The 15,784-nt window shown below is 68.9% G+C and carries 18 protein-coding genes and 1 other RNA gene; 15 read left to right on the top strand and 4 right to left on the bottom strand.

Annotated features, from left to right (window positions below; translation table 11 throughout):
* The first annotated feature begins 3 nt into the window (after positions 1 to 3).
* From ACQ754_RS06405 to ACQ754_RS06385, 5 genes are all read left to right on the top strand, one after another.
* A complete protein-coding gene (locus ACQ754_RS06405; RefSeq protein WP_440996173.1) occupies positions 4 to 219 on the top strand; it encodes a TIGR02449 family protein in 216 nt (71 codons plus the stop codon).
* Positions 220 to 221: 2 nt separating this feature from the next.
* The gene (locus tag ACQ754_RS06400) at positions 222 to 530 is read left to right on the top strand and encodes a cell division protein ZapA (RefSeq protein WP_440996172.1); all 309 of its coding nucleotides are present in this window, start codon (positions 222 to 224) and stop codon (positions 528 to 530) included.
* 62 nt (positions 531 to 592) lie between these two features.
* Positions 593 to 784: non-coding RNA, 6S RNA (ssrS, locus tag ACQ754_RS06395), on the top strand.
* A 22-nt stretch (positions 785 to 806) separates the two neighbouring features.
* Entirely contained in the window at positions 807 to 1,472 is a 666-nt protein-coding gene (locus tag ACQ754_RS06390) for a 5-formyltetrahydrofolate cyclo-ligase (RefSeq protein WP_440996171.1), read from the top strand.
* A gap of 125 nt (positions 1,473 to 1,597) precedes the next feature.
* The gene (locus ACQ754_RS06385) at positions 1,598 to 2,068 is read left to right on the top strand and encodes an EVE domain-containing protein (RefSeq protein WP_440996170.1); all 471 of its coding nucleotides are present in this window, start codon (positions 1,598 to 1,600) and stop codon (positions 2,066 to 2,068) included.
* Positions 2,069 to 2,082: 14 nt separating this feature from the next.
* Here ACQ754_RS06385 and argA read toward each other — a convergent pair whose 3' ends face one another.
* The 3 genes from argA to ACQ754_RS06370 are packed head-to-tail and all read right to left on the bottom strand — an operon-like array spanning position 2,083 to position 5,238.
* The gene (gene argA, locus ACQ754_RS06380) at positions 2,083 to 3,411 is read right to left on the bottom strand and encodes an amino-acid N-acetyltransferase (protein WP_440996169.1); all 1,329 of its coding nucleotides are present in this window, start codon (positions 3,409 to 3,411) and stop codon (positions 2,083 to 2,085) included.
* Positions 3,408 to 4,568: an acetylornithine deacetylase gene (gene argE / locus ACQ754_RS06375; protein WP_440996168.1), complete on the bottom strand. Its 1,161-nt coding sequence runs from the start codon at positions 4,566 to 4,568 to the stop codon at positions 3,408 to 3,410. The genes argA and argE overlap by 4 nt, the downstream gene beginning before the upstream one ends.
* Before the next feature lie 10 nt (positions 4,569 to 4,578).
* On the bottom strand, positions 4,579 to 5,238 hold the full coding sequence (locus tag ACQ754_RS06370) for a TIGR04211 family SH3 domain-containing protein (protein WP_440996167.1): 660 nt from the start codon (positions 5,236 to 5,238) through the stop codon (positions 4,579 to 4,581).
* Positions 5,239 to 5,424: 186 nt separating this feature from the next.
* On the opposite strand from ACQ754_RS06370, the gene ACQ754_RS06365 reads away from it, so the two are divergent.
* The 4 genes from ACQ754_RS06365 (at position 5,425) to ACQ754_RS06350 (ending at position 9,410) form a co-directional block, all read left to right on the top strand.
* A complete protein-coding gene (locus ACQ754_RS06365; protein WP_440996166.1) occupies positions 5,425 to 6,510 on the top strand; it encodes a PLP-dependent cysteine synthase family protein in 1,086 nt (361 codons plus the stop codon).
* A 77-nt stretch (positions 6,511 to 6,587) separates the two neighbouring features.
* Complete coding sequence (locus ACQ754_RS06360) at positions 6,588 to 7,796, top strand: class I SAM-dependent rRNA methyltransferase (RefSeq protein ID WP_440996165.1); 1,209 nt, start codon at positions 6,588 to 6,590, stop codon at positions 7,794 to 7,796.
* Between the two features lie 8 nt (positions 7,797 to 7,804).
* A complete protein-coding gene (lgt, locus tag ACQ754_RS06355; RefSeq protein WP_440996164.1) occupies positions 7,805 to 8,608 on the top strand; it encodes a prolipoprotein diacylglyceryl transferase in 804 nt (267 codons plus the stop codon).
* Positions 8,609 to 8,615: 7 nt separating this feature from the next.
* Positions 8,616 to 9,410, top strand: a complete 795-nt coding sequence (locus tag ACQ754_RS06350; RefSeq protein ID WP_440996163.1) for a thymidylate synthase — start codon at positions 8,616 to 8,618, stop codon at positions 9,408 to 9,410.
* A gap of 15 nt (positions 9,411 to 9,425) precedes the next feature.
* Here ACQ754_RS06350 and ACQ754_RS06345 read toward each other — a convergent pair whose 3' ends face one another.
* On the bottom strand, positions 9,426 to 9,998 hold the full coding sequence (locus ACQ754_RS06345; protein WP_440996162.1) for a winged helix DNA-binding protein: 573 nt from the start codon (positions 9,996 to 9,998) through the stop codon (positions 9,426 to 9,428).
* Positions 9,999 to 10,209: 211 nt separating this feature from the next.
* On the opposite strand from ACQ754_RS06345, the gene ACQ754_RS06340 reads away from it, so the two are divergent.
* The 6 genes from ACQ754_RS06340 to ACQ754_RS06315 all read left to right on the top strand — a co-directional run bounded on the left by ACQ754_RS06340 (position 10,210) and on the right by ACQ754_RS06315 (position 15,755).
* The gene (locus ACQ754_RS06340) at positions 10,210 to 11,328 is read left to right on the top strand and encodes an LLM class flavin-dependent oxidoreductase (RefSeq protein ID WP_440996161.1); all 1,119 of its coding nucleotides are present in this window, start codon (positions 10,210 to 10,212) and stop codon (positions 11,326 to 11,328) included.
* Positions 11,325 to 11,891, top strand: a complete 567-nt coding sequence (locus ACQ754_RS06335; RefSeq protein ID WP_440996160.1) for a flavin reductase family protein — start codon at positions 11,325 to 11,327, stop codon at positions 11,889 to 11,891. The genes ACQ754_RS06340 and ACQ754_RS06335 overlap by 4 nt, the downstream gene beginning before the upstream one ends.
* 81 nt (positions 11,892 to 11,972) lie before the next feature.
* Positions 11,973 to 12,602: a malonic semialdehyde reductase gene (locus ACQ754_RS06330; protein WP_440996159.1), complete on the top strand. Its 630-nt coding sequence runs from the start codon at positions 11,973 to 11,975 to the stop codon at positions 12,600 to 12,602.
* 23 nt (positions 12,603 to 12,625) lie between these two features.
* Positions 12,626 to 13,117 carry a dihydrofolate reductase gene (locus ACQ754_RS06325; RefSeq protein WP_440996158.1) on the top strand — a complete coding sequence of 164 codons (492 nt, stop codon included), beginning with the start codon at positions 12,626 to 12,628 and terminating at the stop codon, positions 13,115 to 13,117.
* Between the two features lie 97 nt (positions 13,118 to 13,214).
* A complete protein-coding gene (locus ACQ754_RS06320) occupies positions 13,215 to 14,210 on the top strand; it encodes a hypothetical protein (protein ID WP_440996157.1) in 996 nt (331 codons plus the stop codon).
* Positions 14,211 to 14,375: 165 nt separating this feature from the next.
* Complete coding sequence (locus tag ACQ754_RS06315; RefSeq protein WP_440996156.1) at positions 14,376 to 15,755, top strand: OmpP1/FadL family transporter; 1,380 nt, start codon at positions 14,376 to 14,378, stop codon at positions 15,753 to 15,755.
* Positions 15,756 to 15,784: the final 29 nt, after the last annotated feature.

Genomic DNA, 15,784 nt, shown 5'->3' with positions numbered 1-15,784 from the left:
CAGGTGTCTGATTCCCTTGATGAACAGATCCGACGGTTGGAGCAGCGCGTCGACGAGCTGCTAGCGCTGTGCGAGCGGCTGCGCGAGGAGAATCGCATCCTGCGGGAATCCCAGGAGTCGCTCAACGCGGACCGTGCCTCCCTGCGGGAGAAGAACGAGCAGGCCCGCTCGAGGATCGAGGCGATGATCAGCCGCCTCAAGGCCATGGAGAATTCCTGAACATGAGCGACCAGCCGGTGGCCGTGCACATCCTCGACCGGGAATTCCTGGTCGCCTGCGAGCCCGGCGAACGGGACAGCCTGCGCGAGGCGGCGCGCTACCTCGACACGCGCATGCGCGAGATCCGCGACTCCGGGCGCATCGTCGGCCAGGACCGCATCGCGGTGATGGCGGCGCTGAACATCGCCCACGAGCTCCTGGAGCAGGGCCGCCGGGTGGAGGTCCAAGGGGACGCGGGCCGGCGCATCGAGCGGCTTAGCCGACGGATCGGCCGCTTCTTGGAGGACGGCACCGGCGAGGCGGCGGACTGACCACCGGCGACCGATATCGCTGGACGACGGGCCACCGTCTCCGGCACCATAAATCCCGAAGACATCCCCTGCGGTGTACGAAAGCGGGCAATACGTTTTCTTGAGCCGACACTAGATCGCCTTGGGGACGCACGCGTAGCGGCACTGGTGTGCATGTCCGTCATCGAGCGGAAAGCCTAAAGGGTCGCTCGTTGTCCCCACCTGAACCAGCGGGTTCAAGGGCGATGCCCGCACGGCACTTGCGCGGGGGATGTCCCTTTGCTTTCCTGCCCTGCCATGACCACACCCCCACCCAGCACTGACCGTCAGGCCCTGCGCCGGGAGATGCGCCGTCGCCGCCGTCGGCTGCCGCCGCGGATGCATCGTCGTGCCGCGGCGGGGCTGACCCGCGCGCTGCTGCGCGCGCCGTTGTGGCGCCGCGTCCGCCACGTGGCCGCCTTCGCCGCCGCCGACGGCGAGCCGGATCTCTGGCGACTCATGCACGCCGCCCACCACAGCGGGCGCCGGGTGTACCTGCCGGTGATAGCGGCCAGCAACCGGCCGCTGCGCTTTCGGCGCTGGCGCCCCGGTGCGCGGATGGTGCGCAACCGCTTCGGCATCCCCGAGCCCGCGGAGGGAGCGCCACTCCACCCCCGGCGCCTGGATCTCGTGCTCACCCCGCTAGTGGCCTTCGACCGCCGCGGGAATCGCCTGGGCATGGGCGGCGGCTTCTACGATCGCAGCTTCGCCTTCCTCCACCTGCGCCGGCGCTGGCATCATCCCCGGCTGGTGGGGGTCGCCCACGCCTTCCAGCAGGTGCCGGAGCTCGACGCCCGGCCCTGGGATGTCCCGCTCTGGGGCGTGCTCACGCCGGAGGGGCTGCGGCGCTTCCCGCTGGGGCGAGCGTCCCCATCGATCCAGGGCCCGCCCGGGGGAGCGCAGAAGGTCAGGGACACGCTATGAATACATCCCTGTACGCTCGACGGCGGCCATCCCTGGCCGCCGACGGTCCCTGACCTTCTGCGCTCCCCCGGGCGGACCTCGCTGCCGGCAAACCCCACGGAGCCCAAAGCAAAGGAGATGACCGCGTGGCCTACTGGCTGATGAAATCCGAGCCCGACGTCTACGGCATCGATGACCTCGCCGCCGCCCCCGACGGCACCGACCACTGGGACGGCGTACGCAACTATCAGGTGCGCAACATGATGCGCGACCGCATGCAGCCCGGTGATCTGGCGTTCTTCTATCACTCCAACACCAAACCGCCGGGGATCGCCGGCATCATGGAGATCGCCAGCGTCGGCTACCCGGACCATACCGCCTTCGACCCAGAGTCCAAGTACTACGACCCGAAGAGCGACCCGGACAACCCCCGCTGGTACATGGTGGACGTCCGCTTTGTCCGCCGCCTGTCCCGCTACCTGCCCCTGGACGAGCTCAAGGCCAACCCAGCGCTGGCGGAGATGCCCCTGGTGAAGAAGGGCAACCGCCTATCGGTCATGCCGGTCACCGAGGAGCAATGGCAGGCGATACTGGCGATGGAGCAGGCCGGCGACTAACGCCGAACGGCCCGTTATCGCCGGTCGATATCCTTGAGATAGACCCGGGAATTGCGCTCGAGGTTGTAGCGCTCGCGGCGCTCACCGGGCAGTGATTCCGGCGCTACCCGCCGGAAGCCGCGTTCCTCGAACCAATGGGCAGTCTGGGTGGTGAGCACGAACAGCGCCCCGATGCCGCGACCACGCGCCTCCCCCTCCAGGCGTTTGAGGAGCCGGTCACCGCGGCCGCCACCGCGATAGTCCGGGTGCACGGCCAGGCAGGCGAGCTCCGCCACGGCGGTGTCGGGGATGGGGTGCAGCGCCGCGCAGGCGACGATGGTGCCCTCCCGCTCCATCACCGTGAAGTCGTCGATCTCGGTCTCCAGGTGCTCGCGCTCACGGCGCACCAGCACCCCGCGGCGCTCCAGGGGCTCGATCAGCGCCAGGATGCCGGGGACATCGTCGATATCCGCCCGGCGGGTGCGCTCGAAGGACTGCGCCGTGATCAGCGTTCCAACGCCATCCCGGGTGAACAGCTCCATTAGCAACGCGCCGTCCTGGTCGCGGTCGAGCAGGTGCACCCGCCGCACACCGCCGTGGCAGACATCCACGGCACCACGCAACAGGCGCTGCATTTCCGGGGCCAGGGCATCGCCATGCTCGCGAAGATAGTCACGGGTCTCCTCGGTGGTCATCTGCCGCACCAGCGCGCCGGTGGCGTCCACCACGTGCCGCCCCTCCAGTAGATAGAGCAGCTTCTCCGCGCGCAGCGCCCGCGACACCGCCAGGGCCACGTCCTCGCCGTGGAGGTTGAACACCTCACCAGTGGGCGAGTAGCCCAGCGGCGGGACGAGCACCACCGCACCGTCGTCCAGGCGCTCCTCGATGGCCGCGGCGTCCACCCGCCGCACCTCGCCGGTATGCTGGTAGTCCACCCCGTCATGCACGCCGAAGGGTCGGGCCATGACGAAGTTGCCCGAGGCGGCGCGCACCCGGAGCCCGGCCATGGGGGAATTGGCCAGCCCCAAGGACAACCGCGCCTCCAGCTCCAGGCGCACCTCCCCGGCGGCCTCACGTACGCACTCCAGCGCTACGTCATCAGTGACCCGTCGGCCGGCCGCATAGCGCATGTGCGCCCCGCGGGCGTTGAGGCGTCGCTCGATCTGCGGCCGCGCCCCGGGCACCAGCACCGTGCGCACCCCGAGGCTGTTGAGCAGCGCGACGTCGTGGACCAGCGCCGCCAGGCCCCCGTCGAGCAGGGCCTCGCCACCGAAGGCGATGACGAAGGTCGCCCCGCGATGGGCATTGATGTAGGGGGCGCCTTGGCGGAACACCTCCACGAGCTGCCGGGGCTCAACGCTCATGCGCCGGCCTCCAGGCAGAACCGGCGTATGAACCGGCGCAGCAGCGCCACGGTCGGCTCCAGCCGGTCCAAGGCCAGGTACTCGTCCGGCTGGTGGGCCTGATCGATGTCGCCGGGGCCCAGCACCACCACGTCCATGCCCAACTCCCGCAACCAGGGCCCCTCGGTGCCGAAGGCCACGGCGCCGGGGGACTCCCCGGTGAGCGCCCGCGCGGCCTCGACGATCTCGGCCCCCTCCGGGGTCTCCAGCGGCGGCTGGCCGGGAAACAGCGAACGGATGGACAGCGCCCCGGGATGTTCCGCCATCACCGCCGTCAGGCGGGACTCCAGCTCGGCGCGGAGCTCCGGGATGCTCATGCCGGGCAACGGCCGGAGATCGAAGTGAAGCTCCGCCTCCCCGCAGATGCGGTTGGGATTGTCCCCACCGTGGATGTGCCCGAGGTTGAGGGTGGGCCGGGGCACCCCGAACCGGGCGTCCTGGTAGCGTTCCCCCAATGCCTCGCGCCAGGCCATGAGCTCGCCCATCACGCGGTGCATCGCATCCAGGGCATTAATGCCCAGTGACGGGTCACTGGAGTGCCCGGAGTGGCCGGTGATGCGCACCGCCTCCATCATCATGCCCTTGTGCACGCGAATGGGGCGCAACCCGGTCGGCTCACCGATGATGGCGTGGCGCCCGAACTGCCGGCCCTCCTCCACTAGGGCCTTGGCCCCTTCCATGCCGGACTCCTCGTCGGCGGTGGCCAGCAGCACCAGAGGCTGGCGGAGCCGGCGCGGATCCACCTCCCGAACGGCTTCCAGGGCGAGGGCGAGGAACGCCTTCATGTCACTGGTGCCGAGCCCGTACAGGCGCCCCTCCCGCTCGGTGAGGGTAAACGGGTCGCTGCGCCACAGATCCCCGTCGAAGGGCACGGTGTCGGTATGCCCGGAGAGCACCAGCCCTCCTTCACCCCGGCCGAGCGTGGCGATCAGGTTGGCCTTGTCCGGGTCGGAAGGCAGCGGGCGGAGGTCCACCGCGAAGCCCAGCGCCTCGCACCACTCGGCGAGGCACTCGATCACCGCCCGGTTACCCTGGTCCAGGGCGGGGTCCACGCTGCTCACCGAGGGCAGGGCGATCAGCTCCACGATCATCCGTCGCAGCGCGGGCAGCTCAACCATGATGCCTCTCCTAGAGATCACCCCAGCTGGAGCGGCGCTTCCAGCGGATGCGGGTGACGATGATGCCGATGATCATGCCGGCGAACAGCACACCGCCCCCGGCGACGAACCAGTCCTGGCGGCTGCGATCGGAGAGGCGCTCGGTCTCGTTGACCAGATCCTGGATCCGACGCTCCAGGTCGATCTTCTGCTTGGTCAGGCGCTCGTTCTCCTCGGCGAGCTTCAGGCCCTCCTCGGCCTGCTCGAGCTTGCCGGCCATTTCGTCCCGGGTCTCGGTAAGGGTCTCGATGCGCTCGCGGGCGACGGACAGCTCATCGCGCGTCTCCTCCAGCTCGCCGGAGAGCTCGCGGTTACGCTCGCGGACATCGGCCAGCTCCTGCTCCACGCCAGCGAGTCGGTCGGCGGCGGGACGCTCGCTGCTGAGATACTGCGAGGGGACCCAACCGGTCTCCCCCGCCGCGGTGCGCACCTGGGTCCACTCGCCCTGGCTGTCCAGGACCTCCAGCTCGGTGCCGGTGGGAAGGAGCTCGATGATGCGGTTACCGCCGGAGGGACCGGTACGCAGATTGATGCGGAACTCGTCGGTGACATAGCGCACGGCCTGCCCCATGGCGGCAGTGGTGGCGACGATGAGGACAATGGCCAGCACTAGCCGGAACGCCTGTCGCACGAAGCTACTCCTGAAAGGGCCCGGTCCGGGCCGTTGCCGAATTTGCCTGGATACGCCACCCCCGCAGCGCCATGGATTGTAGCCGATGGCGGGGGAGCGCAAAACCGAACGCCTGCCCCGGCGACACCGGCAACTGTAGCGCCGAAAGCTATACTGCAGACACCACGCAGACCGCCGGGAGGGATCATGGACCCAAACACCCGAACCACCAGCGGCCGCGGCCGGCTCTACGACAGCGTCGTTGACACCATCGGCAATACCCCCTGCATCCGTATCAACCAGCTGGCGCCGCCCCATGTCCGCCTCTACGTGAAGGCGGAGTTCTTCAACCCCGCGGCGTCGGTCAAGGACCGCCTCGCTGTCAACGTCATCGAGGCGGCCGAGCGAAGCGGCGCGCTAAAACCCGGGCAGACCGTCGTCGAGGCCACCAGCGGCAATACCGGCATCGGCCTGGCCATGGTGTGCGCGGCAAAGGGCTATCCCCTGGTGGTGACCATGGCGGAGAGCTTCTCGGTGGAGCGGCGCAGGCTGATGCGCTTCCTCGGGGCGCGTGTGGTGCTCACCCCGCGTGAGCTCAAGGGCTACGGCATGTACGAGAAGGCGCGCGAGCTCGCCGAGGCCAACGGCTGGTTCCTGGCCCATCAGTTTGAAACCGGCGCCAATGCCGAGATCCACGAGTCCACGACCGCACGGGAAATCCTGGCCGACTTCGAAGGCCAGCGGCTGGACTACTTCGTCAGCGGCTACGGCACCGGCGGCACCATCGCCGGCGTGGGCCGGGTCCTGCGCGAGCACCGGCCCGAAACCCGGCTGATCCTCAGCGAGCCGAGCAACGCCCAACTGGTGGGCAGCGGACGGCCCCAGCCGCGCAACGCAGTCCACGAGCCGGCGGAAGGACACCCCGCATTCGAGCCCCACCCCATTCAGGGCTGGACCCCGGACTTCATCCCCTGGGTGCTCCAGGAGGCACTGGACCAGGGCTTCGTCGACGATCTCGTGCCCGTCGACGGCCCCACCGCAATGGAATGGTCTCGCCAGCTCGCCCGGCGGGAGGGGCTGTTCACCGGCGTCTCGGGTGGCGCCACGGTCGCCGCCGCCATGGCAGTGGCCGAAGAGGCGCCCTCGGGATCGGTACTGCTAGCGATGCTCCCGGATACCGGTGAACGCTACCTCTCGACCCCGTTGTTCGAGGATATCGAGGCCGGCATGAACGACGAGGAGCTGGAACTGATGCGCTCCACGCCCGGCTATCAGATGCCGGAGGGCCGCTAAAGGGCGCACCGTCGGCCCCGCGGGTGGTACAGTCCCGACCCTTGCGCCATGTTGCGGCGACCGACGGACGGGGAGCAATGACCGAGTTTCACGAGCTCATCCTCAGGAAGGGCGAGGAGCGGCGCCTGCGCGCCGGCCACCTGTGGGTGTTCAGCAATGAGGTGGACACCGCCCGCTCCCCCCTGGGGGGCTTCGAGCCGGGTGCGATGGCCGTGGTCCGTACCCATACGGGCCAGGTGCTGGGCAGTGCCTACGTCAATCCCCATTCGCTGATCTGCGCCCGCCTGATCAGCCGTGGCCAGCCGCAGCCCCTGGACGGGTCCCTGCTGGTCCACCGCCTCAAGATCGCGCTGGCGCTTCGCGAGCGGCTGTTCCCGGGGCCGTACTACCGCCTGGTCCACGGTGAGGGCGACGGCCTCCCGGGACTGGTGGTGGACCGCTTCGGCGACACCCTGGTCGTGCAGATCAACACCGCCGGCATGGAAGCCGCCCGAGAGGCCATCGTTGCGGCGCTCACCCGAGTGGTCGCCCCCGCCCACCTGCTGCTGCGCTGCGACGGCCCCATGCGCGAGCTCGAAGGGCTGGAACGCTACAGCCATTGGCTCGACGGGGAGGGACCGGAGACCTTGCACGTGGAGGAGAACGGTGCCGCCTTCACGGTACCGGCGCTCGGCGGCCAGAAGACCGGCTGGTACTACGACCATCGCGCCAATCGGGCGGCCCTGCTCCCCTGGGCCTCCGGCGCGCGGGTGCTGGACCTGTTCAGCTACACCGGCGCCTGGGGCATCGAGGCGGCAGTGGCCGGCGCCGAGCACGTGCTCGCCGTGGACAGCTCCCGCGAGGCCTGCGAAGGGGTCGGCGAGAACGCCGAGCGAAACGGGGTCGGCGAGCGGGTGGAGGCCGCCCATGGCGATGTCTTCGAGGTGCTCGGCGCCCTGCGCGCCGACCGCGAGCGCTTCGACGTGGTCATCGCCGACCCGCCGGCGTTCATCAAGCGCCGCAAGGACCGCCGCAACGGCCTTGCCGCCTACCGCCGACTCAACCAGGCGGCCCTGCAGGTCCTCGCCCCCGGCGGCCTGCTCGCCACCGCCTCCTGCTCGTCCCATCTCGATGAGCGCGACTTCCTCACTACCGTGCTCGCCGGCGCCCGTCACCTGGACCGAAGCCTCCAGGTAACGGCCTTCGGCGGGCAGGGCAGCGACCACCCGGTGCACCCGGCGATCCCGGAGACCCGCTACATCAAGGCCGTATTCGCGCGCATGTTCATGGCCGACACCACCCCCTAGGAACGACCATGCTGCAGTATCCCGACATCGATCCCGTGGCCGTCGAGCTCGGCCCGCTGGCCATCCACTGGTACGGCCTGATGTACGTGATCGGCTTCGTCGCCGCCTGGTACCTGGGCCGACTGCGCGGCCGGCAGGACTGGCGCCCGGTGCGCCCGCAACAAATGGACGACCTCATCGTCTACGCGGCCATCGGCGTCGTGGTGGGGGGGCGGCTCGGCTACATGCTCTTCTATGGCAGCGAGCAATTGGCCTCGGACCCGCTGGCGCTGTTCCGCCTCTGGGAGGGGGGCATGGCCTTCCACGGCGGGCTGGTCGGCGTGCTGATCACCATGTGGCTGTTCGCGCGGCGCATCGGCCAGGGTTTTCTCCCCGTGATGGAGTTCATCGCGCCGCTGGTGCCCATAGGCCTGGGGGCGGGACGGCTCGGCAACTTCATCAACGGCGAGCTCTGGGGCGCGCCCACCGATCTCCCTTGGGGGATGGTCTATCCCCCCTTGGGGCCCGAGCCCCGGCACCCCTCCCAGCTCTACGAGTTCGCCCTGGAGGGCGTGGCGCTCTTCGTCGTGCTATGGTGGTTCAGCCGCCGGCCGCGCCCCACCGGCGCCGTGGGTGGGGTCTTCCTGCTCGGCTACGGGCTGGCGCGCTTCGCCGTCGAGTTCGTGCGCCTTCCGGATGCACACATCGGCTACCTGGCCTGGGGCTGGCTGACCATGGGCCAGCTCCTCTCCGCCCCCATGATCGTAGCGGGTGTGGCGCTGCTCGCCTGGGCCTGCCGGGGGCGGGGCCGGCCACATCCTGAAACCGGCTGAAGCGACTATGCAGCAGTATCTCGAGCTCATGCGGCGCATCCGCGCCACCGGCGTGCACAAGGCCGACCGCACCGGCACCGGCACACTCTCGGTGTTCGGCCATCAGATGCGATTCGACCTCGCCGAGGGTTTCCCCGTGGTGACGACGAAGAAGCTCCACCTGCGCTCGATCATCCACGAGCTGCTGTGGTTCCTCGCCGGGGATTCCAACATTGCCTACCTCAAGGCCAACGGCGTCTCCATCTGGGACGAATGGGCCGACGAAAACGGTGACCTCGGCCCCATCTACGGGGTGCAGTGGCGCTCCTGGCCCACCCCGGACGGCGGGCATATCGATCAGCTGGCCGACGTGGTGGAGGGCATCCGCCGGGACCCGGACTCCCGGCGCCATATCGTCAGCGCCTGGAACGTGGCGGACCTGAACCGCATGGGGCTACCGCCGTGTCACATCCTGTTCCAGTTCTATGTGGCCGAGGGGCGGTTGTCCTGCCAGCTCTATCAGCGCAGCGCCGACGTGTTCCTCGGGGTGCCGTTCAACATCGCGAGCTACGCGCTGCTCACCCATATGGTCGCCCAGGTCACCGGCCTCGCGCCAGGGGAGTTCATACACACCCTCGGCGACGCCCACCTCTACCTCAACCACCTGGAACAGGCGGACCGGCAGCTCGCCCGGGAGCCCCTGCCCCTGCCGCGACTGACGCTAAACCCAGAGGTGGACGACCTCTTCGCCTTCCGCTACGAGGACGTCGAGCTGCAAGGCTACCGTAGCCACCCCCACATCAAGGCCCCGGTGGCCGTCTAGGGTCCCAACACCTCGTCAGAGGCCGTCCTCGTCATCCACCGGCGCGCGGTGGCTGACCACGTAGACCGCGGCCTGGTCGTAGATGCCCTGGAGCTGGTTGAGCAACCGGTGGGTCATCTCGTACTGGTCCCGCCAGTTCTCCTCGCTGGGGATCATGCGCACCAGCATCTCCCGGCGGAGCTCGGCGAAGCGCTCGGTGACCTCGTGGCCGAGTTCGGTGACGTAATAGGCCACCCCCCGGCGCTTACGTGACTCCTGCTTCTCCACCAGGCCCGCCGAACGGAGTTTTTTCAGCGCATACTGGATGTTGCTGATGTCGTCGCGGTTGAGCAGCCGGGCGATCTCGGCGACGGTCTTGGGACGCTCCTTCATGCGCACGATGTGGAGCACCGCGTTATCCGAGCCGGACAGTGGCCGGTGGGTGACCGCTGCCAGGCACTCCGACTGCCAGCGCTCGAAGGCCGCCATCACCCGAAACAGGGTGTGCTCGATCTCGGTGAGCGCCATCTCCTTGTCGTCGCCGGCCAGATGCCAGTGCCGGTCCAGGGTATAACCGCGGCCACCCCGCCCCTCGTTGCTCTCGGACATATCCCGCCCCTGCAGATCGATGACAGATCAAGTAACGACAACAGCCCGCGGCACTCGGGGCAACCCCCAGGCGCGGTCGCGCCGCCGACCCCTTGACGTCGTTTCATTTTACGTCTAAAAGAATAATCGCGACGTTTTACTTGGAATTTACCAGTAAAACCATCTCATAACTGACCAGGCCGCCCACGGCCACGACACAGGAGGAGACGCCATGTCCGCCCCGAAAGGCCCGGTTTTCAACGACAACCCCTTCAAGCTGGGGATCTTCTCGGCCAATTGCTCCGGCGGTCTTGCTGTCACCAAGGTGCCGGAGCGCTGGAACAACACCTGGGAGAACAACCTCAAGCTCGCGCAGATGGCCGACGACGCAGGCCTCGAGTTCCTGCTGCCCATTGCCCGCTGGATCGGCTACGGCGGCGCCACCAACTTCCACGGCAGCGTGCTCGAGACCATCACCTGGGCCGCCGGCCTACTCGCCCAGACCCGGAACATCAACGTCTTCTCCACCGTCCATACCGCCTTCAACCATCCGGTGGTCGTGGCCAAGCAGCTCGCCACCATGGACAACATCAGTAACGGCCGTTCCGGGCTGAATGTGGTCTGCGGCTGGAACAAGCCCGAGTACGACGCCCTCGGCACCGACCTGCCCGACGACCACGAGACCCGTTACCGCTTCGGCCAGGAGTGGTTCGACGTCATCCAGAAGCTGTGGAGCGAGACCGAGCCCTTCGACTGGGACGGCGAGTTCTACCAGCTCCGCAACACCTACAGCCTGCCACTGCCGAAGACCGACAAGATCCCGATCTTCAACGCCGCGGGCTCCCAGCAGGGCCGCCAGTTCGCCTGCCGTAACGCGGACTATCTGTTCACACCGGCCATCGACCTGGAGCAGTCGAAGGACGAGATCGCCTCGCTAAAGGCCCAGGCCGCGGAGCTCGGCCGCCAGGTGGGGCTGTTCACCTTCTCCTACGTGGTCTGCCGGCCGACCAAGAAGGAGGCGGAGGAGTACCACCACTACTACTCCCAGGAGAACGCCGACTGGGAGGCGGTGGACAACATCATCAACCTGATGTTCGCCCACGCCGAGTCCTTCCCCAAGGAGGTGATCCGGTTGCTGCGTGACCGCATGGCCGGGGGCCACGGGGGTTATCCCCTCGTCGGTGATCCGGACACGGTGGCCGACGGCATCCAGCGGCTCTACGAAACGGGCTTCTCGGGGACCACCCTCGCCTTCGTCGACTACGTCGAGGAGTTCCCGTACTTCCGCGACGAGGTTCTGCCACGACTGGAGGACCGGGGGCTGCGGCTGCCGGTTTCGAACGCGGCATGACCGGGATGCACGAGACCCACACGGCGATGACGGCGCTCGCCGCCGTCCTCGCCGGGGAGACCTGGAACGAGTTCGTCGACGCCACCACTTTCAAGCAGGGCATGCGGGCGATGGCGGCGCCGGTGGCACTGGCGACCACCGCCTCGGACACCGCCCCCGCGGGGCTGACCGTCTCCTCGTTCTGCTCGCTGAGCGCCGAGCCGCCCCGATTGCTGGTCTGCGTCAACCGCGGTAGCAGCGCCTATCCGGTGCTCGGCGCCACGCGCACGCTCGCCCTCAACGTCCTGGCGACGCACCACCAGGCACTGGCGATGCGCTTCGCCTCCGGGGACGCCTGCCGCGGCGCTGAGCGCTTCGCCGAAGGGGCCTGGACCGGTGGAGAGACCGGCGTCCCGGTGCTCGCCGACGCGGTGGTGAGCTTCGAGTGCCGCATCACCGGCATCCACGAGGAAGGCACCCACGGCATCATCATCGGCGATGTGGTCGCCGCCCGGACCGAGCCCGCGCAGGCACCCCTGCTCTATCACGACGGCCGTTTTGTCACCAGTACGGCGGCGCTGTAAGGCCGGCGGGCGCCGGGCCCCCTGGCCACGTCCGCCCGCGAGGCGGCATAGTACGCCGCCCACCCACTACGGAGGACCCCGATGGCCGACACCAAAAAGGCGGTAGACACCGATGCCGCCACCGGCACCCCGCTCGGCGACGCTTCCCTGGATCAGCTGTTCCGGGAGGCACGCACCTACAACGGCTGGCTCGACCAGCCGGTGACCGACGCCCAGCTCCACGAGCTCTACGCGCTCGCCCGCATGGGTCCAACCAGCTTCAACTGCTCGCCCATGCGAGTGGTGTTCGTGCGCTCCCCGGAGGCCAAGGAACGCCTGGCCCCGGCGCTGGTCCGCGCCAACGTGGACAAGACCATGGCCGCGCCAGTGACCGCCATCATCGCGCAGCACCGGCGCTTCTGGGAATCGCTGCCCCGGCTCAACCCGCACAAGGACGTCAGCGCGATGTTCCGGGACAATCCGGAGTTCGCCGCCGAGACCGCCTTCCGCAATGCCACCCTGCAGGGGGCCTATCTGATCCTCGCCGCACGGGCGCTCGGGTTGGACTGCGGCCCCATGTCCGGATTCGACAAGCACCAGGTCAACGCCGAGTTCTTCCCGGACGGCGAGATCGAGGCCAACTTCCTGTGCAACATCGGCTATGGCGACCCTGAGGCGGTATGGCCACGCAATCCGCGCCTGGACTTCGATGAGGCGTGTCGCATCGACTAGCGCATCACCGCTACACTGAGTGGATGAGCACACCGATGATCACCCTGGTCGCGGCGATGACCCGCAATCGCGTCATCGGCCGGGAAGGCGGACTGCCCTGGCGGCTGCCCGCGGACATGCGCCACTTCGTGGCCGTGACCCGGGGCAAGCCGGTGGTGATGGGCCGGCGCTGCTTCCAGAGCATCGGTCGGGCCCTACCGCGGCGAACGAACATCGTCATCTCCCGCGACCCGGATTTCCATGCCCCCGGCTGTAGCGTGGTCACCAGCCGGGATGCCGCCCTGGCCGCCGCCGGGGTCGTCGACGAGGTCATGGTCATCGGTGGCGAGGAGATCTACGCCCTGTTCCTGCCGGTGGCGCAGCGCATCGAGCTCACCGTGATCGACACCGAGCTTGAGGGGGACACCTTCTTCCCCGGGCTGGACGAGCGTTGGCGGGTCGTCGACGAGGCCTACCACGAGGCGGATGACGAGCACGCCTGGGCGCTGACCTTTCAGCGCCTGGAACGCCACTGACTGATTGCAGCCGCCGCCGGGCTTGCCTATGCTGGCGCGCGTGACGCGTCGCTGCCCGGCGACGCCACCCATATCCTGCTCCTCGAGGGAGAGTTCGATGGTGCGTTTTCCGTTGCTGGTCGGTCTGCTCGTCGCCGCCTTGGTGATCACCGCCTGCGCCAATTCCGAATCCACCCGGCAGCGCCATACTGAGCCCGGTTCGCTGCCGAGTGACTACGACCCCACTGACCCGGAATCCCAGCCGGAGGGCGGCATGATCCCGACCCTCGGCGAGCTGATCGGTCTGGACCGACCGAGCCGGCCGGGCGAGGTCGGACCGGAGGCACGTGCCCTAGAGCAGGAGATCGCGCAGTTGCGCGCCGATATCCGCGCACAGGGAGGCGGCTCCGCGCGGCGCGGGGCCGCCGGGGAGGAGCGGGGCGGCCCTGGCATTGCCCTGGTCTTCCCGGGCGCCACGGACCTGGCGAGCACCCGCGCCTACTCGGTCATGGGCCCGGTAGCGGGGGAGTATCCCTTACAGGCGGTCAACCCCCAGAGCTTCCGCCGGGCCCTGGAGGCGGCGGGTTGCGGCGCGGAGGCGCTGACCGAGTGCGGGCGTGATGTGACCGCGGCCTCCGGGGTACGCATGGTGGCGCTGATCGAGGGTACGGAACCCCGAGGCGGGCAACTGCCACTGTCCGTGACCCTGGTCGACCTGGACCTCGGCGTCGAGCACCCCGGCTACACCATCGAGCTGCCGGCGACGGATGAAGGTACGGCCGAGGAAAGCCTCGCGGCCCTCGCCGACAGCGTCTACCTGCATGCCATCGAGCGGCTGCGCCTCGCGCCGGTCATCCATCATGTCCGCCCCGCCGGAGACGGACGCTGGATCCTCGACCCCCGGGGTCGCCGCTACGACGCAGAGGCACGGTTCACCGTCCACCGCGACGGCCGAGTCCTGGAGCAGGCTGGCGAGGCCGTGGCCTGGATCCCCGACGAACCGGTGGGCGCCCTCTCGGTTGTCGACGAGACCCCCAACGGGCTACTGGTGCTCGAACGCGTCGACGGCCAGGCCCCACGCCCCACCGACCTCGTGCTGCCTGCTCGTCGTTGACGCTGCCGGGGCGCCGGGAATGTCCCGGGACCCCGGCAACTTACCATACGCGGGCGTATTGACCCACCCGTGACCCCGCTCGTATGTTCCCTCGAAAGGGCCGAATCCCGACCCAAGAAGAAACCGGGGCGCCAACGGCACCCGTAAAGGCAGGAGGAGAGAGCCATGCCCCTGAGCGATCGCTTGCCCGTCCGAATCACTCTCAGCGCTTCCGCCCTGGCCCTGGCCGCGGCGACATCCAGTGCCCACGCGACCGGCTTCCAGATCCGCGAGCAGAGTGCCAAGGCCCTCGCCAACGCCCTGTCCAACGCCGCCGCCGGCGCCGAGGACGCCGCCTTCATGGCCTATAACCCGGCCGCCATGGGGCACCTCGACGGTACGCATATCGCCGGCGGCCTGTCCTACATCGACGCCGATTTCGACCTGGAAGATGGACGTGCCTCACCCCTCGGCGTGCCGCTGAACGACCCCGGCGACGGCCTGCCCTATGACGGCACCAAGGGCCGCGGCGGCGAGACGGCGCTGGTGCCGAGCTTCGCCGCCAAGTTCCAGCTGCGTGAGGACCTGGACGCCGGCATCGCGGTGTATGCGCCCTACGGGCTGTCCACCGATTACGATGACGACTGGATCGGGCGCTACCATGCGCTGGAGACCGATCTGGCCACCATCGATGTCCAGCCCACCCTGAACTTCCGGGTGACCGAACAGCTGTCGCTGGCCGCCGGCCTGCGCTTCCAGTACGCGGACGCCACCCTCTCCAACGCCCTGGACCTCGGCGGCATCGGCGCCGGGCAGGGCGTCCCCGGCGCGAGCCCGGGCGGCAATGACGGCTTCGCCGAGGTCAGCGGCGACGACTGGGGGACCGGCTTCACGGTGGGGGCGCTGTTCCAGGTCACCGAGCGGACCCGCCTCGGCATGAGCTATCGCTCGAAGGTCGATCTGGAGCTTTCCGGGGATGCGAAGTTCCGCGCCGGCGATCCGGTGGGGCAGGCGGTGCTGGATGGCGCCCGGGCCCAGGGGCGTTTCACCGACACCGACGGCTCCGCCGACCTCACCACCCCGGCGAGCATCAACCTGGGTGTCTACCACCAGGCCACGGACCGTCTGGCACTGATGGCCAACGCGGAATGGACCGAGTGGAGTGAGTTCGACGAGCTGGTCGTGGAGTTCGGTGACAATACCCCTGACAGCTTCACCGAGGAGAACTGGGACAACACCTGGGCGGTCTCGGCCGGCGCGAGCTACGCCCTGACCCCACAGTGGACGCTGCGCGGCGGGATCGGCCTCGACGAGACCCCCGTGCCGGACGCCCGCCACCGCACCCCGCGGGTGCCCGATGTCGACCGGCGCTGGCTCTCCGCCGGGGCCACCTTCTCGCCCTCGGAACGCTTCTCGATCACCGGCGCCGTCATGCACATCTTCTTCGACGACGCCGATATCGACCAGCGCGCCACTGACCCGGGCAACGAGGCCCGCGGCAACCTCGACGGCACCTACGAGGGCTCCGCCGACGTCGTCGCGCTTTCCGCCGACTACCGCTTCTGACGCATACGAAAAGGCCGGAGCCGGCAGCA

This window comes from Arhodomonas sp. SL1 (assembly GCF_052060015.1).
In the GTDB taxonomy this organism is placed as follows: Bacteria; Pseudomonadota; Gammaproteobacteria; order Nitrococcales; family Nitrococcaceae; genus Arhodomonas.
This window is presented reverse-complemented; position numbering and strand designations above follow the sequence as displayed.